Origin of the sequence: Psychrobacter sp. AOP7-A1-24 (genome assembly GCF_052376235.1) — a bacterium.
GTDB lineage: Bacteria > Pseudomonadota > Gammaproteobacteria > Pseudomonadales > Moraxellaceae > Psychrobacter.
Window position 1 is genome coordinate 15,345 of sequence record NZ_JBQSVM010000026.1, and the last position, 16,852, is coordinate 32,196.

The 16,852-nt window shown below is 42.9% G+C and carries 12 protein-coding genes; 6 read left to right on the plus strand and 6 right to left on the minus strand.

Annotation, left to right across the window (positions count from 1 at the left end):
* Positions 1–278: 278 nt before the first annotated feature.
* The 5 genes from ACT3QQ_RS09735 to ACT3QQ_RS09755 form a co-directional block, all read right to left on the minus strand.
* Positions 279–935 (minus strand): hypothetical protein, encoded by a 657-nt coding sequence (locus ACT3QQ_RS09735; protein WP_444527859.1) that lies wholly within the window; start codon positions 933–935, stop codon positions 279–281.
* A 142-nt stretch (positions 936–1,077) separates the two neighbouring features.
* Entirely contained in the window at positions 1,078–2,112 is a 1,035-nt protein-coding gene (locus tag ACT3QQ_RS09740; protein ID WP_444527860.1) for a Xaa-Pro aminopeptidase, read from the minus strand.
* A gap of 278 nt (positions 2,113–2,390) precedes the next feature.
* The gene (locus tag ACT3QQ_RS09745; protein WP_444527861.1) at positions 2,391–2,876 is read right to left on the minus strand and encodes an META domain-containing protein; all 486 of its coding nucleotides are present in this window, start codon (positions 2,874–2,876) and stop codon (positions 2,391–2,393) included.
* A 352-nt stretch (positions 2,877–3,228) separates the two neighbouring features.
* The gene (locus ACT3QQ_RS09750) at positions 3,229–4,338 is read right to left on the minus strand and encodes a lipase secretion chaperone (RefSeq protein WP_444527862.1); all 1,110 of its coding nucleotides are present in this window, start codon (positions 4,336–4,338) and stop codon (positions 3,229–3,231) included.
* Between the two features lie 46 nt (positions 4,339–4,384).
* Complete coding sequence (locus tag ACT3QQ_RS09755; protein ID WP_444527863.1) at positions 4,385–5,461, minus strand: esterase/lipase family protein; 1,077 nt, start codon at positions 5,459–5,461, stop codon at positions 4,385–4,387.
* 314 nt (positions 5,462–5,775) lie between these two features.
* Between ACT3QQ_RS09755 and map the strand changes: the two genes are divergently transcribed.
* A complete protein-coding gene (gene map, locus ACT3QQ_RS09760; RefSeq protein WP_444527877.1) occupies positions 5,776–6,567 on the plus strand; it encodes a type I methionyl aminopeptidase in 792 nt (263 codons plus the stop codon).
* 213 nt (positions 6,568–6,780) lie between these two features.
* On the plus strand, positions 6,781–9,537 hold the full coding sequence (gene glnD, locus ACT3QQ_RS09765) for a [protein-PII] uridylyltransferase (RefSeq protein WP_444527864.1): 2,757 nt from the start codon (positions 6,781–6,783) through the stop codon (positions 9,535–9,537).
* Between the two features lie 81 nt (positions 9,538–9,618).
* Here the strand turns inward: glnD and ACT3QQ_RS09770 are convergent, their stop codons facing one another.
* The gene (locus ACT3QQ_RS09770) at positions 9,619–10,290 is read right to left on the minus strand and encodes a hypothetical protein (protein ID WP_444521724.1); all 672 of its coding nucleotides are present in this window, start codon (positions 10,288–10,290) and stop codon (positions 9,619–9,621) included.
* A 259-nt stretch (positions 10,291–10,549) separates the two neighbouring features.
* On the opposite strand from ACT3QQ_RS09770, the gene dapC reads away from it, so the two are divergent.
* The 4 genes from dapC (at position 10,550) to ACT3QQ_RS09790 (ending at position 16,798) form a co-directional block, all read left to right on the plus strand.
* On the plus strand, positions 10,550–11,779 hold the full coding sequence (dapC, locus tag ACT3QQ_RS09775) for a succinyldiaminopimelate transaminase (protein WP_444527865.1): 1,230 nt from the start codon (positions 10,550–10,552) through the stop codon (positions 11,777–11,779).
* Positions 11,780–11,933: 154 nt separating this feature from the next.
* On the plus strand, positions 11,934–13,916 hold the full coding sequence (locus tag ACT3QQ_RS09780) for a DUF294 nucleotidyltransferase-like domain-containing protein (RefSeq protein ID WP_444527866.1): 1,983 nt from the start codon (positions 11,934–11,936) through the stop codon (positions 13,914–13,916).
* A gap of 82 nt (positions 13,917–13,998) precedes the next feature.
* Positions 13,999–14,604 carry a 3'-5' exonuclease gene (locus tag ACT3QQ_RS09785; RefSeq protein WP_444527867.1) on the plus strand — a complete coding sequence of 202 codons (606 nt, stop codon included), beginning with the start codon at positions 13,999–14,001 and terminating at the stop codon, positions 14,602–14,604.
* Positions 14,605–14,755: 151 nt separating this feature from the next.
* Positions 14,756–16,798 (plus strand): D-alanyl-D-alanine carboxypeptidase/D-alanyl-D-alanine-endopeptidase, encoded by a 2,043-nt coding sequence (locus ACT3QQ_RS09790; RefSeq protein WP_444527868.1) that lies wholly within the window; start codon positions 14,756–14,758, stop codon positions 16,796–16,798.
* Positions 16,799–16,852 lie beyond the last annotated feature (54 nt).

Genomic DNA, 16,852 nt, shown 5'->3' on the forward strand with positions numbered 1-16,852 from the left:
TTATTCCTTTAATTAAAACATTCTATAATCAGTTCTATATCCATCAAATGCTCAGTAAAGCTTGCTCAATCTACTCCATGTAGTAGCTTCACTTGCCTTTCTCATATCTGGACTAATTGAACCGATAATGACCAAATTTAAAACCGTTCTTATGATGTAAAAAACAGAAACTTTTTAGCTAACTTGCTGTTTATTGTTCATCATCGCTTATCCAATTTTCGAGTCTACTCTATGCTAAAAGCGATGATAAAAAGTCGTGTCGATTAAATAATTTATAATTATTTGTCTTTAATAGGAGCGACTCGATAGGTGTTTGCTTCTTCTAGGTACTCTACCAACATCACTCTATCGCCCTTTTTGAATAAGCTGGTACTATTATCTGAACGAACCTTAAGTATCAACCCTGCACCGCCATCATTCAATTCTGCCTCACCGTGTTTGTCCGTCACACTAAGTGTGCGTACAATCGCGATTTTACCGATATTATTAGCAGAGTTACGTTTAGGGATTCTGGCAATGTTTTTTCGGATGGGTGAAATAATAATACCTGTTAGCCACATAGAAATGACCAATACGAATATCAGTGCCCCTGTGCCAAAGATATAATACAGAACACCAGAGTCGAAGTTTTGATGTAAGAAACTGGTATACAAATAGCTCAGTAGCCAACCGATTAAACTAATAAGACTTAATATAATGATTAACGGTACACCGTAAAGACCAAACTTCAGCATGAGGCCTGTAAAAAAACCGGTCGACGATAAATCAGAAACCGCAGCATCGCTACCTGGCTCCCCAAAATCCACACTATCCATATCTGCCATGCCGAGCAAAGATACCACCCAATATAAGGTAACGAACATCACAAGACCGGTGAAAACAATCGTCGGATATAAACTTATTTTGGTGATAAACACTAAAAAAGCCTCTTGCATTATGCGGGTTCTCCCTTTATCAACCTAATCTGCGATTTGTAGTAACCTACTACAAAAGCTCGTACTCATCGCTTAATTTTTATAAACTTATGTTCTTTTACAAACAAGTATATATACATATCACGGCATAAGACATATTTCTCTAACGGCCCCATATCGGTGACCGTACGACTTCACCATTCTGACCGCTAATAGCATAGCTGGTATTGCCTGACAATGAGTGAATAACCAAACTGCTACTACTTTGGCCTGCGACTTGCCCGCCTACATTTAAACGACGAGTTGGATAGACAGCATAATTGCCAGAGGGAGATAAACGTGCAGGCTCATCAAGTCCTGTTTCCGCCAAGTTGACCACCTGTCCAGTTGTCAAAGTCATGATAGCCGCCTTACGACCATTTAGATAAGCCATACGCTCACCATCCAAGCTAAGCTGCGGACTGGCCACATAGCCATTTGTTAATATAGGTGTCGCATTGCCCGTAGCAAAGTCATAACGATAAATTCTCGGTCGTCCAGCACGGACTTTATCACTGGTATAGACAAAGCTCTGGCCATCCGCAGCATAACTTGGCTGTACCTCTGTACTAGGTAGGGTCGTTAACTGCTGGATATTCCCATCACTCAGGCGCATTTTATAGATGTCAGCATTACCACCGACAGTAGAGCTATAAAGCAAATCTTGACCATCGGGTGAGAATGACGCCGACATATTGCTACCTTCAGCATTCACTACTAGGTTGCGCGTATCGCTACTACGATCATAGATATAGATTTTGGGATGCTCACGTGGGGCTTGTTTGCTATAGGCAAGTAGTTGTCCTTCTGCCGACCATGCTGGCGCATAGATATAGCCATTAAGCTGATCGATGAGCTGACGATCGCTACCATCAGGACGAATACTATAAAGTGTTGATACTTTTGCCGTCCCTACACCCTGCTCTTCTATATAGGCAATGTGTCCTTGGCGATCAATCACAGGCATACGTGCCGTCAGCGGATTGGTTTCGACTGTGCTGACAGATGTACTGACTGGTTTGTTGGGTAATGTCTGGCAACCGGTTAGCGCAGCAAATACAACGATGGCAATAGGTGCTTTTATCATCAAACTATCTATAATCGCTCTAGATAGGTTTTCTTCACATATGGTTGTTTTATTTGTGGCAGTTTTTAGCATAGCGTCATACCCAACAGAGTTTGATGATAAAAGTGTGATAAATATCTAAAAAGACGGTCGGTATCGATACAAACTCGAAACCACCACCCAACGATTTAAAACCTAAAGATATTACAGAAACACTACACTAGTGTATCTTAAATTGGACTAAGTTTTAGATAAAAAAATGCCCCACTTATTAGTGAGGCATTTTGTCTTTTAAGAAGCGACATTTCAATTGAACAACTTCAACCGATTGATTTCACGAACCAATCCAAAATTTTTACTCGATCATTACGCTATTTAGAAATAGCTTTAAAATAAGCGACTTGATCATCATTTTTAATGGTCAAAATAGGCACATTGTTGGCATTCTTGCTAAGGCTATACTTACCTTGTACAGTGGCCAGTGCAGCTGTATCAAAGCTGGCTTGCGGTTCAGGACATGCCATCATAGTACTAATGCCGTTTTTAATCTCTATCTCACCATTTGTGACACTATATCCAGCACCCATGCTATTGCAGGTATTTATGAATGCCACGTAATCTCTACCGTTATCATTCATAAAATTCAACGTTAGAGGCTTTTCTGGGTCAAAAAACAGCTGAGTTACTTTATCACCATTGCTACGTTTGGCATCAACGAGCTGCCAGTTATGTGCCTGCAAGACATCTGCAGTGATTGGTTGGCTGACTGGCGCAGGCAAATTCGTCGTCTGACAACCCGCAGCAAGCGTACCAACTGCCAATGTCGCGGCCATCATTACTTTAGTCATATTCTTCATATCAACTCCTCGCTTTATTGCATCCGTTACTTTTACTAAACATACTATCTGTATGAGCCATTAGCTCTAATAGACAATCGGTAAGCTCTAATAAACATAGTAAAAGTTCAGACTTATTATGATTCATTTATTGTTTTATTTGATACTCTAAACAATTGCACTATTGTGCATGAATCATAGTGAGGTGTCATCATAAACTGGGTAGTTATTCGGAATGCACTTTGTACGTGCAGATATCTGACTACTTGCTCTTGCCAGTACCAAGATGATCTGCTGACTACATACCGCTAACGCTATCCATCCATATCAACGATAACTATTGATGATAACTATTGATCACTACTGACGATAATTATGGATTATTCACAGCTTGCTGTCGTTGCAATGCTGCATAACCATCTAGACGCTTACGCTCAGTATCGTTAAATAATTGCTGTTCCAGCTGATTGATTTGAATTTGCGTTTGGGCTGCATCGACACTTTGGCTCAATAAGCGATTTTTTTGAGTTTCATACTGGGTGAAGCGTTGATCAAAATTAGCGTCTTCTTGGTCTACTTGTGCCAGCCTTTTTGCTGCTGGTGCGCCTACTAGCTCTCGGCGCATATTATATAGCTCCTCAGGCGTTGCACCGCGAGCTTTCATCTGTTCGGTGCGAGTTATCAATTCGCTAATATTGGCTTGTTGCATGATATTGGCTTTAGTAGCACTCTCTGGCAATCGACTGATATATTCCTGACGGGCAGCTTGTTTTTGCACGTCAGACATCTGCTTATCTTGGTCAATTCTGACCATTTCTATACTATAATTATCGTAATCATCTTCTGCGCCAAAGAACGCTGTAATCGTTGGCTTATCAAAGTACTGCTGACGTAGATTAGCGATATCTTGTTTTTGCTGAGCAACTGCGTTCAAATCCAGCTTACCACTTTTGGTCGCTTGTAGTTGCAGATTACCGTAGCGCTTTTCTATCTCAGGAAGTGCTTTAAGATAGGCAACATATTGATTAAAAATAGTGACCGCTTGGCTAGCGGCAGGCTCTGGTGTTTGATGGCGAATATAACTTTCCACACGTGCAAATATAGTAGCTTCTTCTTCCTCACCTAATGCTGATAAAAAATAATCAAACAAACGCCGCAGACCTTCAGTAACGACTAACTGTTTATTTTCATCGATAATAATTTCACCATCGATTTGAGTGCCCTGTAATGAGCGTGGTAAATTTTCCAATCCTGTGACAAATTGAGACTGGCTAGGTGTCGTTATAGCTTTTACGACTTGTCCCGCAGCCAACTCAGTTGTCACTAACTCACTATTCTCATTATCGGAGACAGAGGGCTTGGTCGAAGCTGAATTTATATCATTACTATCAGGTTTGAACCACAAAATAACCGCCGCTGTGGCTATGACAACCACAGCGATGATAGCAACTGTTACATAGATTTGACGGCGGTTATGTGACATAAACGATATTTCTCAATCAATGAGTATTCTTATTTTGCGGTTCAGCTTATAGGTTAGCGTTTTTCAGGCGGTTTACCTGAGTACGATAGATAGATTTTGGCTCAGACTCTCCCCATGCCGTCAGACCCAAGACTTGATCAGCGGAATCCAAATGGTTCATTCTATAGTTATCACGAATCACATAACCAAGACGACTTGAGCAGGCAGATACCAGTCCATCGTTAGACTCACCTACAAACGGTACGCCCGTTGCGACCAATAGATAATCGCTAGGGTCAAGTGCGCTTGTTATTTGCCCAACGCCACTAAATGAATAATACTTGATGCCATTAACCGCAGTATTGGTCGGCTGACCACAGTAGTTTTTTGGCATTGCTGCAGGAAATTTGGCATTAAATGTAGCGGCACCATCGGTCGATAGAGCCACGAGCGCTTGCCAGCCATCTTGTTGTTGAATTTGATTAAAACTGATACCCGACCCAATATCTGTAAAACCACCGATCAGATTAAACACACCTGATACTAACTGGGTGGTGACATTGGATGGTTCTCCCGAAGTATTATTTGGCTCAAGGACACTTTTAACAAAATCAGCGGTTTTTGATCCTTGCTCTGGACTTGATACTGCGGTTACCGAAGCCACGTACTTTGGCGCGACGCCAGCGACATAACGGATATCTATACCGCCCTGACTGTGACCAAATAAATTGACTTTAGACTCACCTGAAATCGCAGCAATGGTCTTGACCTGTTGAAGCAGTTGCTCACCTCGGACTTCGCTGTTATTGACCGCTGATGTTTTGGTGGTATATACCTCTGAACCACCTTTCATCAAGTCTCCAGGAATTCCGTTGAAGTAATCAATGACCCCGAACAGTGTCGTAAAGCCGCCAAGACCGTGTGCTAAGACGACTGGATACTGCGTTTTAGTGTAACTAGATGTGAAGTATTTACTATCCACCAACTTGCAGCCGTTAGCATTGGCACAATTATAGTATTGGCCTGCAGCTTGTGCAGAGGTGGTTTGCATAGTCATTAGAAGGATACCCGTACTGACTGAACCCAGTATTGGTAAAAACGTTTTTGGTGCGATAGCTGCACGAATGTACAAAGCAAGCGTCATAACAACATCCTTGTTATCATTGATTTTAATTATCCCTACTGCCTAAAACCAGCAAACATAGAAACAGTAAGAATTGCCGCTAATTCCGTTAGCAGTCAAACTTACAGTACTGATATATTCTTCAATATTCAACTAATTTGTCAAAATATGAATATATTGATTTGACTAGCAAGTCATACAAAGGCTAACCATACTGTAAAGCAATTATTATCAAAGATGATGTTAGGGTCACTATCACTTAACATCAAAGTGTCGCCAGTACGTTTATGGTATAATCTAGCCACAACGAACCCATAATTATAAGATATATTATGATGACTAAAAAAACTCTTATTCAGTCCCCAGAAGCCATAGAAAAAATGCGCGTGGCCGGTAAACTTGCTAGTGATGTCCTTGTGATGCTCGACGAGCATGTCAAAGTGGGTGTCAGTACCGAAGCGCTCAATCAAATCGCGCATGACTATATCGTTAATGTGCAGCAGGCTATTCCTGCGCCACTTAACTATAATGGTTTTCCAAAATCTATCTGTACCTCAATCAACCACGTTGTCTGTCACGGCATTCCAACTGAAAGCAAGCTGCTAAAAGATGGTGATATTATCAACATCGACGTAACGGTTATCAAAGACGGTTACTACGGCGATACCTCAAAAATGTGGATCGTTGGCAACGGCTCTATTATGGCACAGCGTATTTGCAAAGTGGCACAAGATGCCCTTTATGCAGGTATGAGCGTGGTCAAAAATGGTGCTCGTTTGGGTGATATTGGCGCGGCTATTCAAGCCGTTGTCGAGCCTGAACGCTTTAGTATTGTTCGCGAGTTCTGTGGTCATGGTATCAGTGACGAATTTCATCACGAGCCACAAGTCATGCACTATGGCAAAAAAGGCACTGGTTTTGAGCTAAAAACAGGCATGACGTTTACCATTGAGCCTATGATTAATCAAGGCACGTGGCAGACTAAGATTTTGCCAGATGAGTGGACAGCGATTACTAAAGACCGCAAACTATCTGCCCAATGGGAGCATACCATGGTCGTGACAGACAATGGTTGTGAAGTATTTACCACTCGTCCCGAAGAAGATTTGAGTTTCTTGACACAGTAGTACAATCAAAGATCGCTCAGGCGGTCTTTTTTTTGGCCTTTAATTAGAGCATATTGAGTATTGTGCTTATGTACGTTTTGTCTTTATACTCAGATGACCTAATAGCTTGTATTGATATACTTATTGGCACATTTATTAGCCATCAGTATGTTAGTTACCCCATAACTCTCAGCTCAAACGTTCTATTTCTAAACTCTTAACTGGATAACACTCATGTTTAATTGTGATATCGCCTCTGTTGATTTGACGCCTTTACCGATACTACCGAACGAGGTCGCGACAGACTCATCTCCACTATCAGCCAAAAATACGACAGACAAGAATCTTCTCGGTATACCTGAATGGTTGGCACAAATCAACGACGATATCAGCCGTTCACTAGAACGTGGCACCAACATTCGCCAGTTGGTTACGGCGCGTGCTTGCGCTATCGACAGTCTATTGATTGCATTGTATAAATGGTTTGAGCTGGATAAGACTGATTTAGCATTTTTTGCGACTGGTGGCTACGGACGCGGTGAGCTATCACTTTATTCAGACATCGATATTTTACTGTTGTCTCCCGATGAAATAGGTGCTGAGGCCAGTAGCAAAATTGATAAATTAGTCGCGCTACTATGGGACATAGGATTAGAGCCTGCTCTCTCTGTCCGTAGTGTTGATGATGCGCTAGAGGCGGCGCTTGACCATACGATTGCCAGTGCGCAACTAGAGGCTCGACTGTTAATTGGCAACGAAGCATTGCAAGACATGCCTGTGCAAATCGTCAATAAACAGTGGTCTCCTCGCACCTTTTTTGACGCAAAAATGGAAGAATCCAAAACGCGTTATTTGCAGCACAATGCAACCGAGTTCAATCTTGAACCCAATATCAAAACAGCTCCTGGCGGGCTACGTGATATTCATATCATTGGTTGGGTCACTAAGCGTTATTTTCGTGTAGGCAAGCTATATGATTTAGTTCAACAGAACTTTCTGACTGAAAAAGAGTTTGATGAGCTGAGCTTTGCAGAAGGATATTTATGGCAAATCCGTCATTATTTACATGTACTGACGGGCCGTAATGAAAACAAGCTGTTGTTCGATTATCAGCGTGAAATTGCTCAGCTAATGGGTTATGAGACTCAACCAGATGACCAGCCTAATGCTGCGGTCGAACGATTTATGCGAGATTACTATCGCTGTGCTATGCAGATATCGACGCTGTCAGAGATGCTAACCAACCATTATTATGAAACGATTATAGAACCGCAGCTACCGGACGACGAACGTCCAAAAAAACAGCCTATAAATGCACGATTTAACCGTATTGGCAACCAGATTGCCATTGCACATCATCGGGTTTTTGCACAACATCCCGAGTCAATCTTAGAGATGTTCCTATTAATGGGGCAACATGGCATCGATAAGGTTCGTACCCACACCCTGCGCGCACTCAAGATTGCCGCACGGGGCATTGATCAGATATACAGAGATAACCCTACTCACAAAGCGTTGTTTTTATCAAATCTAAAAGAACAAAACTACCTATTCCATCGTCTACGTACCATGAATCGCTATGGGGTATTGGGCAATTATATTCCTGCTTTTGCGCAAGTCACTGGCTTGATGCAATATGATTTGTTCCATCGTTATACGGTAGATGCGCATACTTTATTTTTAATCAGAATCCTGCACCGATTTACAGATCCAGCTTTCCATGAAGAGTTTCCGCTGGTCAGCTCTATCTTCCAGCGTATCGAGCGTAAAGAAATTCTGGTACTGGCAGCGATGTTCCATGATATTGCTAAAGGGCGCGGCGGTGATCATAGTGAGCTTGGCCAAACAGAATCGATTGAGTTCTGCTTATCACACGGTATGAGCTTGGCCGATGCGAATTTGGTTGGTTGGCTTACGCGCTACCACCTTCTCATGTCAATTACTGCCCAGAAAAAAGATATCTCGGATCCTGAAGTGGTGACTATATTCTCTGATCTCATTGGTAACGTTACGCATTTAAACCATTTGTACGTATTGACCGTTGCTGATATGAATGCGACCAACCCACAGCTTTGGAACAGCTGGCGGGCAACCCTTATGAAACAGCTATATTCACAGACTCGTCGTATTTTGCGCGCTGATATCGATGCGCCCACCAATCGTCAAGATATGATCAGTGCCACACGCAAACAAGCTTTGACGATGTTAGACAATGTCAACAACCAACATATGAATCGTGATGAAGTCCTGCGTTTATGGGATGATTTGGGCGATGAATACTTCTTGCGAGAAATTGCAGAGGATATCTTATGGCATACCGAAGCTATTTTGAATCATCCACCGATTGGTCTTGCTTCTAATGCGGATAGTCCGCCGTTAGTTGTCTTGCGTGAGCATCGTGAGCTGGCGCTCGATGCGGTACAGGTCTTTGTCTACACTCAAGATCAGATGAACCTATTTGCCGTTACTATGGCGGTATTTGATCAGATGAATCTTGATGTGTTAGATGCACGTATTATCACAGCGACCCGTGACTTTGCTTTAGATTCTTATGTGTTACTTGACCCTAGCGGCACACTGCTCGTCGATGAAGACAGCCAGCAAGAGCTGAAACAACGCTTAATTGACTCATTTAAAGACCCCACTGTATTAAAGCTGACAAACAAGCGTATGCCGCGTCAGCTGAAACACTTTGAAGTAAAAACAGTAATTAACTTCGAATTTAATGAGGCGTCAGATCAACATATCATGAGCCTAGAGACACTTGATCAGCCAGGACTATTGGCGCGAGTTGGACATGTATTTTTGCAGGAGCAAATCGAAGTACATGCTGCTCGTATTACAACGTTAGGTGAACGTGCAGAAGATATGTTTTATATCAGTGATCAAAACGATGAGCCACTATCTGCAGACAGGCTTGATGCACTAAAGGCCGCGCTGTTAGCCAGTCTCACCGTCCAAAAAGAGCATAATAGCGTAATCTATTTTTGATACGATTAGAGAGTTTTGATTAACCATCATTTTGAACATTAACTAGCAGAATTAGTTTGATAGATATCATAGAAGCACACTTTATAACGTGCTTCTATATGTTATCTCGCTGGCATGTTCGTTCAGTTCATCATCAGCAAGATCTGGCGGTAAAACCCCTACTTCTAGCGGCTGCTGCTGCATTATTAGACGCCCAGCGTCGATTTCTTTTTGCAACAAACATTGCAAGCTGGCTAAATGAAACTGCCCGTTGAGATAGTCATCTAACGCTTCTAAAGAAATAGGTGATCTGGCATGTACATCAGGGTAAAGACTGTCTTCTGCCAAAATAACCATTTCATTTAGTGCTTCTTCGCTCATCAACTCATCATTATCTATTTTGCGTTGCAATTTATTTGCCAATTGGCCTTTAGCAGCAAAAGCGACAATAAAGATTAAGGTCTGCAACACAAACAATGAAACATACTGCCATAGCGTTAGCGATACATTTAGCATGTTATTGAGTAGCATCAGTGCCATGGCCACGACCACATAACCGACTAACTGCCATAGTAACCACATGATAAGACTGTTCTCGCCAAACCAAAACACTTTCTTTTCTTGACGATCGATTAGTTGCTGGCGCGCTTGCCACCAGCATTGCTCGCGCTCTTTGAGGAGTTTATAGAGTTGGGAACGCTGTAAGCTGTCATCGAGGTTTTCATTATTGATATCTATAGCGATGGAGTCATCATTATTTAGCGCACTAGACATATCAAATTATCCTTAAAACGATCTAACCCTTTTTTGAGTAATCATTTTTATGTTGTTATAGGTTATAAATGACGAAAGTTTCACAAGGCTTCTCGACGGCTACATATTTATGAGCCGTACGTTGAATAGTTTACGTTTGGTAAAGACCTATTCACGGTATAAGAAGAAAAGGACAAAAAATTAGAGAAGTGCTACACTGCTCTAATGTAAACTTTCTTTATAACTTTATTATTAATTGTCTATTATAGTTATCACACTTATGAATCACAACTTATCGTATTTGCACCCTTATCCGTTCGCAAAAATGGCCGCATTGCTTGCCGATAGCAGTCCTACCAACGGTTACAGCGAAATAAAGCTCGGTATTGGCGAGCCAAAACATGAGCCACCAGCATTCGTACTGGACGTCCTACGCGAAAACTTGGACAAAATAAGTCGTTATCCAACCACAAACGGTATGTTTGAGCTGCGTCAAACTATTGCTCATTGGTTAGAGAAGCGGTTTTTTCTGAATCATGTCGACGCCAATGATCAAGTATTACCCGTAATGGGTACACGTGAAGCAATTTTTAGCTTCGTACAAGCAGTTGTTGATCATGATACAACTGATAAAGAGAGCAACTCTGTATCATCTGATACATCGCCTACCGTTGTCATGCCCAACCCGTTTTATCAAATATACGAAGGTGCGGCGATACTGGCACAAGCAACGCCTTACTTTGTCCCTTGTACTTCAGATAATGACTACAAAGGTGACTATCGCGCGGTACCAAAAGACGTCTGGATGCGTACGCAGTTATTGTTTGTCTGTAGTCCAAACAATCCAACAGGCTCCGTCATGACAATGGATGATTGGGAATATCTCATCCGTCTGTCAGATCAATATGGTTTTATCATCGCCAGTGATGAGTGTTATAGCGAGCTGTATTTTGATACAGCACCGATTGGATTGCTCCAAGCTTGTGCGGCCCTTGGTCGTCGTGATTTCAAAAACTGTATCGTGTTTCATTCTTTATCCAAACGTTCAAATTTACCGGGTTTACGCTCTGGATTTGTGGCCGGTGATGCCAAAATATTGCAGGCTTATTTGCAATATCGTACTTACCAAGGTTCTGCGATGCCGATACCTCATCAGCTCGCCTCTATCGCTGCGTGGCAGGACGAAAAACATGTCGCTCATAATCGCGCGCTGTACCAAGAGAAATTTGCCCTATGGATGTCTGAGCTTGGGGAGTTGCTAAAGTTACGTATGCCTGACGCTGGGTTTTACTTTTGGGTCAAAGTGCCTGAGCAATTCGGTAGTGATGATGAAATCTTTGTCAAAGCATTGTATGAGCAAGCCAATATCCATGCATTAGCAGGACGCTATTTGTCACGAGAAGTTGATGGTCACAACCCTGGACAAGGTTATGTCCGTATCGCTCTGGTCGCGAGTGTCGATGAGAGCCGAGAAGCGATCAGTCGTATTCGAAAACTACTAGGTGCTTAGAGCCAATGTAGAAAGATTCTAATGTAGCTGAGATAAATATATCTATATCGAAAAGCCTTCAATAACCACAATATAAATAGGGTTATTAAATGCTTTTTGTTTTATTAATGCTATAGTAAAGTCTCTACCGAAATATGCCATCAAGGATGATGCCATGCCCCATCTTGATTTTAGCCAGCCACCCTTTGATGTGTTGAGCTTGGCCGAGCGTCAAAGTATTAGAAAAAATACCCAGATACGTTACCTTGCCAAAAACGAGATCTTGCCTGTAGGAGAACTGCAATGTCTGTATGTGGTCATCAAAGGGCAAATCGAGCAATCACTAGATGGTGAGTTTGTCGCTTCTTATGTAGGTAGTAACCACGCTGACGGTCTGAATAATAATGACTGGTTTGATAGTCGCCGCCTGCCTGAGTCATTTACCAAAGATAATGAGCTAGAGAATGAAAGTACGCCCATACAGCCCTATCAATTCCGAGCTAATGAAGAGACCTTACTACTCCAAGTCGCTGGTGATGCTATCGATAAAATCAGCGCACAAAATCATTTGGTACGCCAAATGCTATCAGACAAGCTGCCTGAACGATTAAAAGCATTGCGCCAGCGGCGTCATAATAAAACACTAAATCCTGCCAACTACACCAATCAACAAGAAGTACAGCAAATCATGCTGCAACCAGTAGTAGATGTTCATCTATTGCCAGTTCACATTGTCGATGCCAATGACAGCTTGTACAAAGCCGCTCGAATCATGACCGAAGCTGGATTAAAACATGTGCTGGTCCGACCGCTACATGGCTTACATGATTTAGATGACTTACAATCAGGTGGTTTAGATAGCTCACAAACAGCGCAACTTGAGACAAAATTACTCTTAGGAATTTTGACCGATACTGATATTTGCCGCGCCGTAAATGACAGACAAGATCCGGCTACCACTCCTTGCCAGCGCTATGCGAATTTTAATCTACGTACCATCAAAGCCAGTGATGAGCTTGGCGATGCGCTGCTGACCATGACTCGCTATCGTATTCATAGACTACCAGTCATTGATAAGAATGGCGATGTCGTCGGTGTGCTGGGGCAAAGTGATATGCTCGCTCACATTGGCCATCATTCACAGCTCATTAGTATTCAAATCGAACAGGCTCAAGATCTATCAAGCCTAGGTACCGCTGTTGAACTAATCGGTCGCTATATTCGTGCACAGCATCATAATGGTGTCAAAATTGGCAATATCAGTCGTATGGTACAGACGCTAAATGCACAGGTATTTACCAAGCTATGGCAGCTAATCGTACCTGATGAATTGATAGCCAACACGTGCCTTATCGTTATGGGTTCAGAAGGTCGCGGTGAGCAAATCATGCGTACCGATCAAGACAACGCGCTTATCATTCGTGATGGCTATACACATCCTGACCTAGCACAGTTCGCTGATACTTTTAACCATCACCTAGCAACGCTTGGCTACCCACTATGTGATGGCAATATTATGATGACCAACCCTATGTGGCGACAACCGCTCAAGCCATTCATTGCACAAATTGACTTATGGTTTAGAAACTCCGACCCGATGCACGGCATTTACTTGTCTGCGATACTCGATGGTGAATATGTCTGCGGCGATGAGTCACTGCTCACGCAAGTACGTCAGCAGTTAAAACCTGCTCATCAAAAAGCAGATCCTATGTTTGTTAGGCAGTTTGCACGGGCAGCGCTACAGTTTGGTGATGTTAATCAATGGTGGCAAAAATTTGTGCCTTTACTGAGTGGTAAATCAGCATCATCTGATATTGACCTAAAAAAAGCCGGTATCTTTCCATTGGTTCATGGTATCCGCACCTTAGCATTAGAAAACAATGTGCTCGAAGCACCTAGTACCAAAGCGCGTTTAAAAGCCTTAGTACAAGTTAACGCTATGACTCAAGAGCGCGCCGATACTCTGCTAGAAGCGCTAGAGTTTTTTATGGCGCAGCGCTTATCTGTGGCGCTCTCAACCGACGATAAGCATGCACGGCAAGTAAATCCAACGACTTTGACTGCGCTTGAGCGTGATCTGCTCAAAGAGTGTCTGGCTGTGGCCAAAAGCTTTAAAAACCAATTGCGTCAACACTATCAGTTAGAAATCGTATGAATGTAGCAGTCTTAATACAGAGGCTTCATGAATAAAGAAAGGTCTCAAATACAAATACAACATAGATGAATGAGCGATTAATATGAGCTGGTTACAGCAGTTATCGTACGCTTGGCAAAAGACGCAATTGCAGCGTCCAGAGTTGGCCTCAATGTTTACGACACCTTCGGCTGAGCAGTGGGTGGCTATTGACTGCGAAATGACAGGGCTAAACTCCAAAAAGCATCACCTGTTGTCTGTAGCAGCGATACATATCAATGGCAATACCATCGACACGGGTAATGGCATGTATTTAGTTTGCAGACCTCCTGTGATGCCAGACCGCGACACCATTGTCATTCATGGCCTGCGTACCGCTGACGTTGAGCATGGGATGAGTTACGATGATATGTTGGCACTACTGCTACCATTCATAGGTAATCGACCAATTGTTGGATTCTGCACAAAGCTAGACATGGCTTTTTTAAATCCTTTGGTCAAACGCTATATGGGAACATCTCTACCAAACGAAGTCATAGATTTGCGGCACTTGTACAGTCGACGTATCAGTGGACATACACAAGGTTTATCTAGCCAAGCTCAACATCTGAGTCGTATCCTAGCCCATTACAACATTCCTGAACTGGGCGCGCACGATGCTTATAATGATGCTGTCATGACGGCGATGGCTTTTTTACATGTGCGTTAGCAGTAAAGCATGCTCGCAGTTCAATCGATAGTTAGAGTTAGTTATCTAAATAAGGACGTCGTTATTGCTAAAATTGTGCGGCTGACCTCGTGTGCGAAAACAGCAACTCATGTTACCATAGACTGTTTTTGCCACCTGATGAAAGATGCTCATGCGATACCCTTCTAAACACCGTCATTACTCTACTGCTGCCACCAAAATTACTACGCTTCGTCGTCATTTGCGACCGCTAAATAACCTTAGTAAACGTCTACCTAGATTAGCGTTATTGGCAACGGTGATGGTCGCACCAATACATGCACAAGCCGTGTTACCCGCAGCGATTCAAAAAGCCTTGGCGCGTGCCAACTTAACAGAAGCGGATATCAGCATCGTTATTACACCTGTGGGTGATAAGGCTGCCAGCCGTCTGCCTACTCCTATTCAAGTCATTGATAATGATGAGTCTGACAGACAATCTGTATCTAATACAATATCTGATCATCAGACTACCAATACATCTACAGATACAAGTGTCAGCGATCCGAGCCATCAGAGCGCACTAGTCACCATAGAGCAGCGTACCATTGAGAAGCACGAGCGAGAAATACATACTTATACCGACGACCCTTATACTTATCAGAGTGTAGAGAGCATTCCAACGGTTATCCCTGACGAGCCTCAGCATACGCTTACTCAGAACGGCAAAGTCCAAGACACCGCTAGCAAAAAAAAGGCTTCTATAAATATTTCATTTTCGCCTGTGCTAGATCACCAGTCCGAAATCCCTCGTACGCCTGCTAGCACCATGAAAATCGTGCCCAGCTTCATTGCCTTAGACACTTTAGGAGCCGACTTTGTGTGGCATACGCGGGTATATCATACAGGTATTGTCATCGGTGACCATCTACATGGCGACTTGATTATTCAAGGTAGTGGCGATCCAAAAATGACCCATGAGCGGTTAAAGCAGTTGCTGTACAAAGTACAAGCATCAGGTATTCATCACATCGATGGTGACATCATTCTCGACAGCGCAGTTTTTAACAGTATCACTAAAGATCCTGCCGCCTTTGATAACTCACCACTACGCCCTTATAACGCCAGTCCTGATGGGTTTTTGGTTAACTTTAGTACCATTGGTATCAAAACTTATCCTCAAGATAATGGCCAAGCAAGTGTGACTTATAAGCCGCAGTTAGCAGACTACCAACTGCCTGCTACAATAAATACTCGTGCAGCCAGCTGTGGGCAAGCAAGCTATAGTCTAGCGCCGCAGTGGCAGGATACGCAGCTCGTATTAAATACCAGTCTGCCAGAGAGCTGCGGGGAACATGTCTTTTACGTGGCACATCCTAATGCCAAAGAGTTTGCCGCACATGTCGTCGCTGCCAAATGGCAAGCCTTAGGTAATACCTTGAGTGGGCAGATAATCTCGCAAGAAACCCCTTACGATATGACCAAAACGACAAAACGAGCGCACGGGCTTACGGCTATCGCGATGTCCCCTCTACCTATGGTCAGCTACCCGTCGTTAAATTTGACAAAGCAGATTCATGACATTAACCACTTTTCAAACAATGTTATGGCTGAGCAAGTGGCGCTATCTATAGGCGCTTATGACAAAGAAAGGCTGGATCAAATAATATCGTCTAGCACAACTGCGACTAGTCCAAGCAGTCATAAAGCCAGTGCTAGTAATGAGATGGATAATAAAATAGTGGCTGTTCAATCTAGTAGCAAAAAGGCTGATAGCTTATATCAGTTTGGTAAGCCTGCTACAACAGATTACCCTGCAGCCTTACAAACCATCAATCAATGGTGGCAAACCAACCTCAGTACACCGCCTCCTTATTTGACCAATGGTTCAGGACTTTGCCGTGAGTGTACTATCACTGCCGCCAATCTAAGCGAGCTACTAACTTATGCTTATAGTCGACCAAATTTTGAGGCCTATGTCGACTCATTGGGTGTCGCTGGAGTTAGCGGCACTATTGCCGCCCATAGCGATCGCTTACCAGAATCGGCCGCTACTGGACGTGCATGGATAAAAACTGGCACGCTCAATAATGTCACGTCAATGGCAGGTTATGTCAAAGGATTGTCAGGACAGGATTATGTTGTCGTCGGTATCATTAATACCGATCAAGCATTAAATCCTTATGCAGCACGGCCTGTGTTAGATGCCATGCTCGACTGGACGGCAAAGCGCTAATTTTTTAATTAATACTTTAAATCGATGTTTAACAGACCCTAATATTCTATTTTT

What these genes read in the sequence shown, in the direction of transcription:
- map (WP_444527877.1), top strand. Translation starts at nt 5,776, where the DNA reads ATGACTAAAAAAACTCTTATTCAGTCCCCAGAAGCCATAGAAAAAATG.
- ACT3QQ_RS09745 (WP_444527861.1), bottom strand. Translation starts at nt 2,876, where the DNA reads ATGAAGAATATGACTAAAGTAATGATGGCCGCGACATTGGCAGTTGGT.
- ACT3QQ_RS09780 (WP_444527866.1), top strand. Translation starts at nt 11,934, where the DNA reads ATGCCCCATCTTGATTTTAGCCAGCCACCCTTTGATGTGTTGAGCTTG.
- ACT3QQ_RS09785 (WP_444527867.1), top strand. Translation starts at nt 13,999, where the DNA reads ATGAGCTGGTTACAGCAGTTATCGTACGCTTGGCAAAAGACGCAATTG.
- ACT3QQ_RS09740 (WP_444527860.1), bottom strand. Translation starts at nt 2,112, where the DNA reads ATGCTAAAAACTGCCACAAATAAAACAACCATATGTGAAGAAAACCTA.
- ACT3QQ_RS09790 (WP_444527868.1), top strand. Translation starts at nt 14,756, where the DNA reads ATGCGATACCCTTCTAAACACCGTCATTACTCTACTGCTGCCACCAAA.
- glnD (WP_444527864.1), top strand. Translation starts at nt 6,781, where the DNA reads ATGTTTAATTGTGATATCGCCTCTGTTGATTTGACGCCTTTACCGATA.
- ACT3QQ_RS09770 (WP_444521724.1), bottom strand. Translation starts at nt 10,290, where the DNA reads ATGTCTAGTGCGCTAAATAATGATGACTCCATCGCTATAGATATCAAT.
- ACT3QQ_RS09755 (WP_444527863.1), bottom strand. Translation starts at nt 5,461, where the DNA reads ATGACGCTTGCTTTGTACATTCGTGCAGCTATCGCACCAAAAACGTTT.
- ACT3QQ_RS09735 (WP_444527859.1), bottom strand. Translation starts at nt 935, where the DNA reads ATGCAAGAGGCTTTTTTAGTGTTTATCACCAAAATAAGTTTATATCCG.
- ACT3QQ_RS09750 (WP_444527862.1), bottom strand. Translation starts at nt 4,338, where the DNA reads ATGTCACATAACCGCCGTCAAATCTATGTAACAGTTGCTATCATCGCT.
- dapC (WP_444527865.1), top strand. Translation starts at nt 10,550, where the DNA reads ATGAATCACAACTTATCGTATTTGCACCCTTATCCGTTCGCAAAAATG.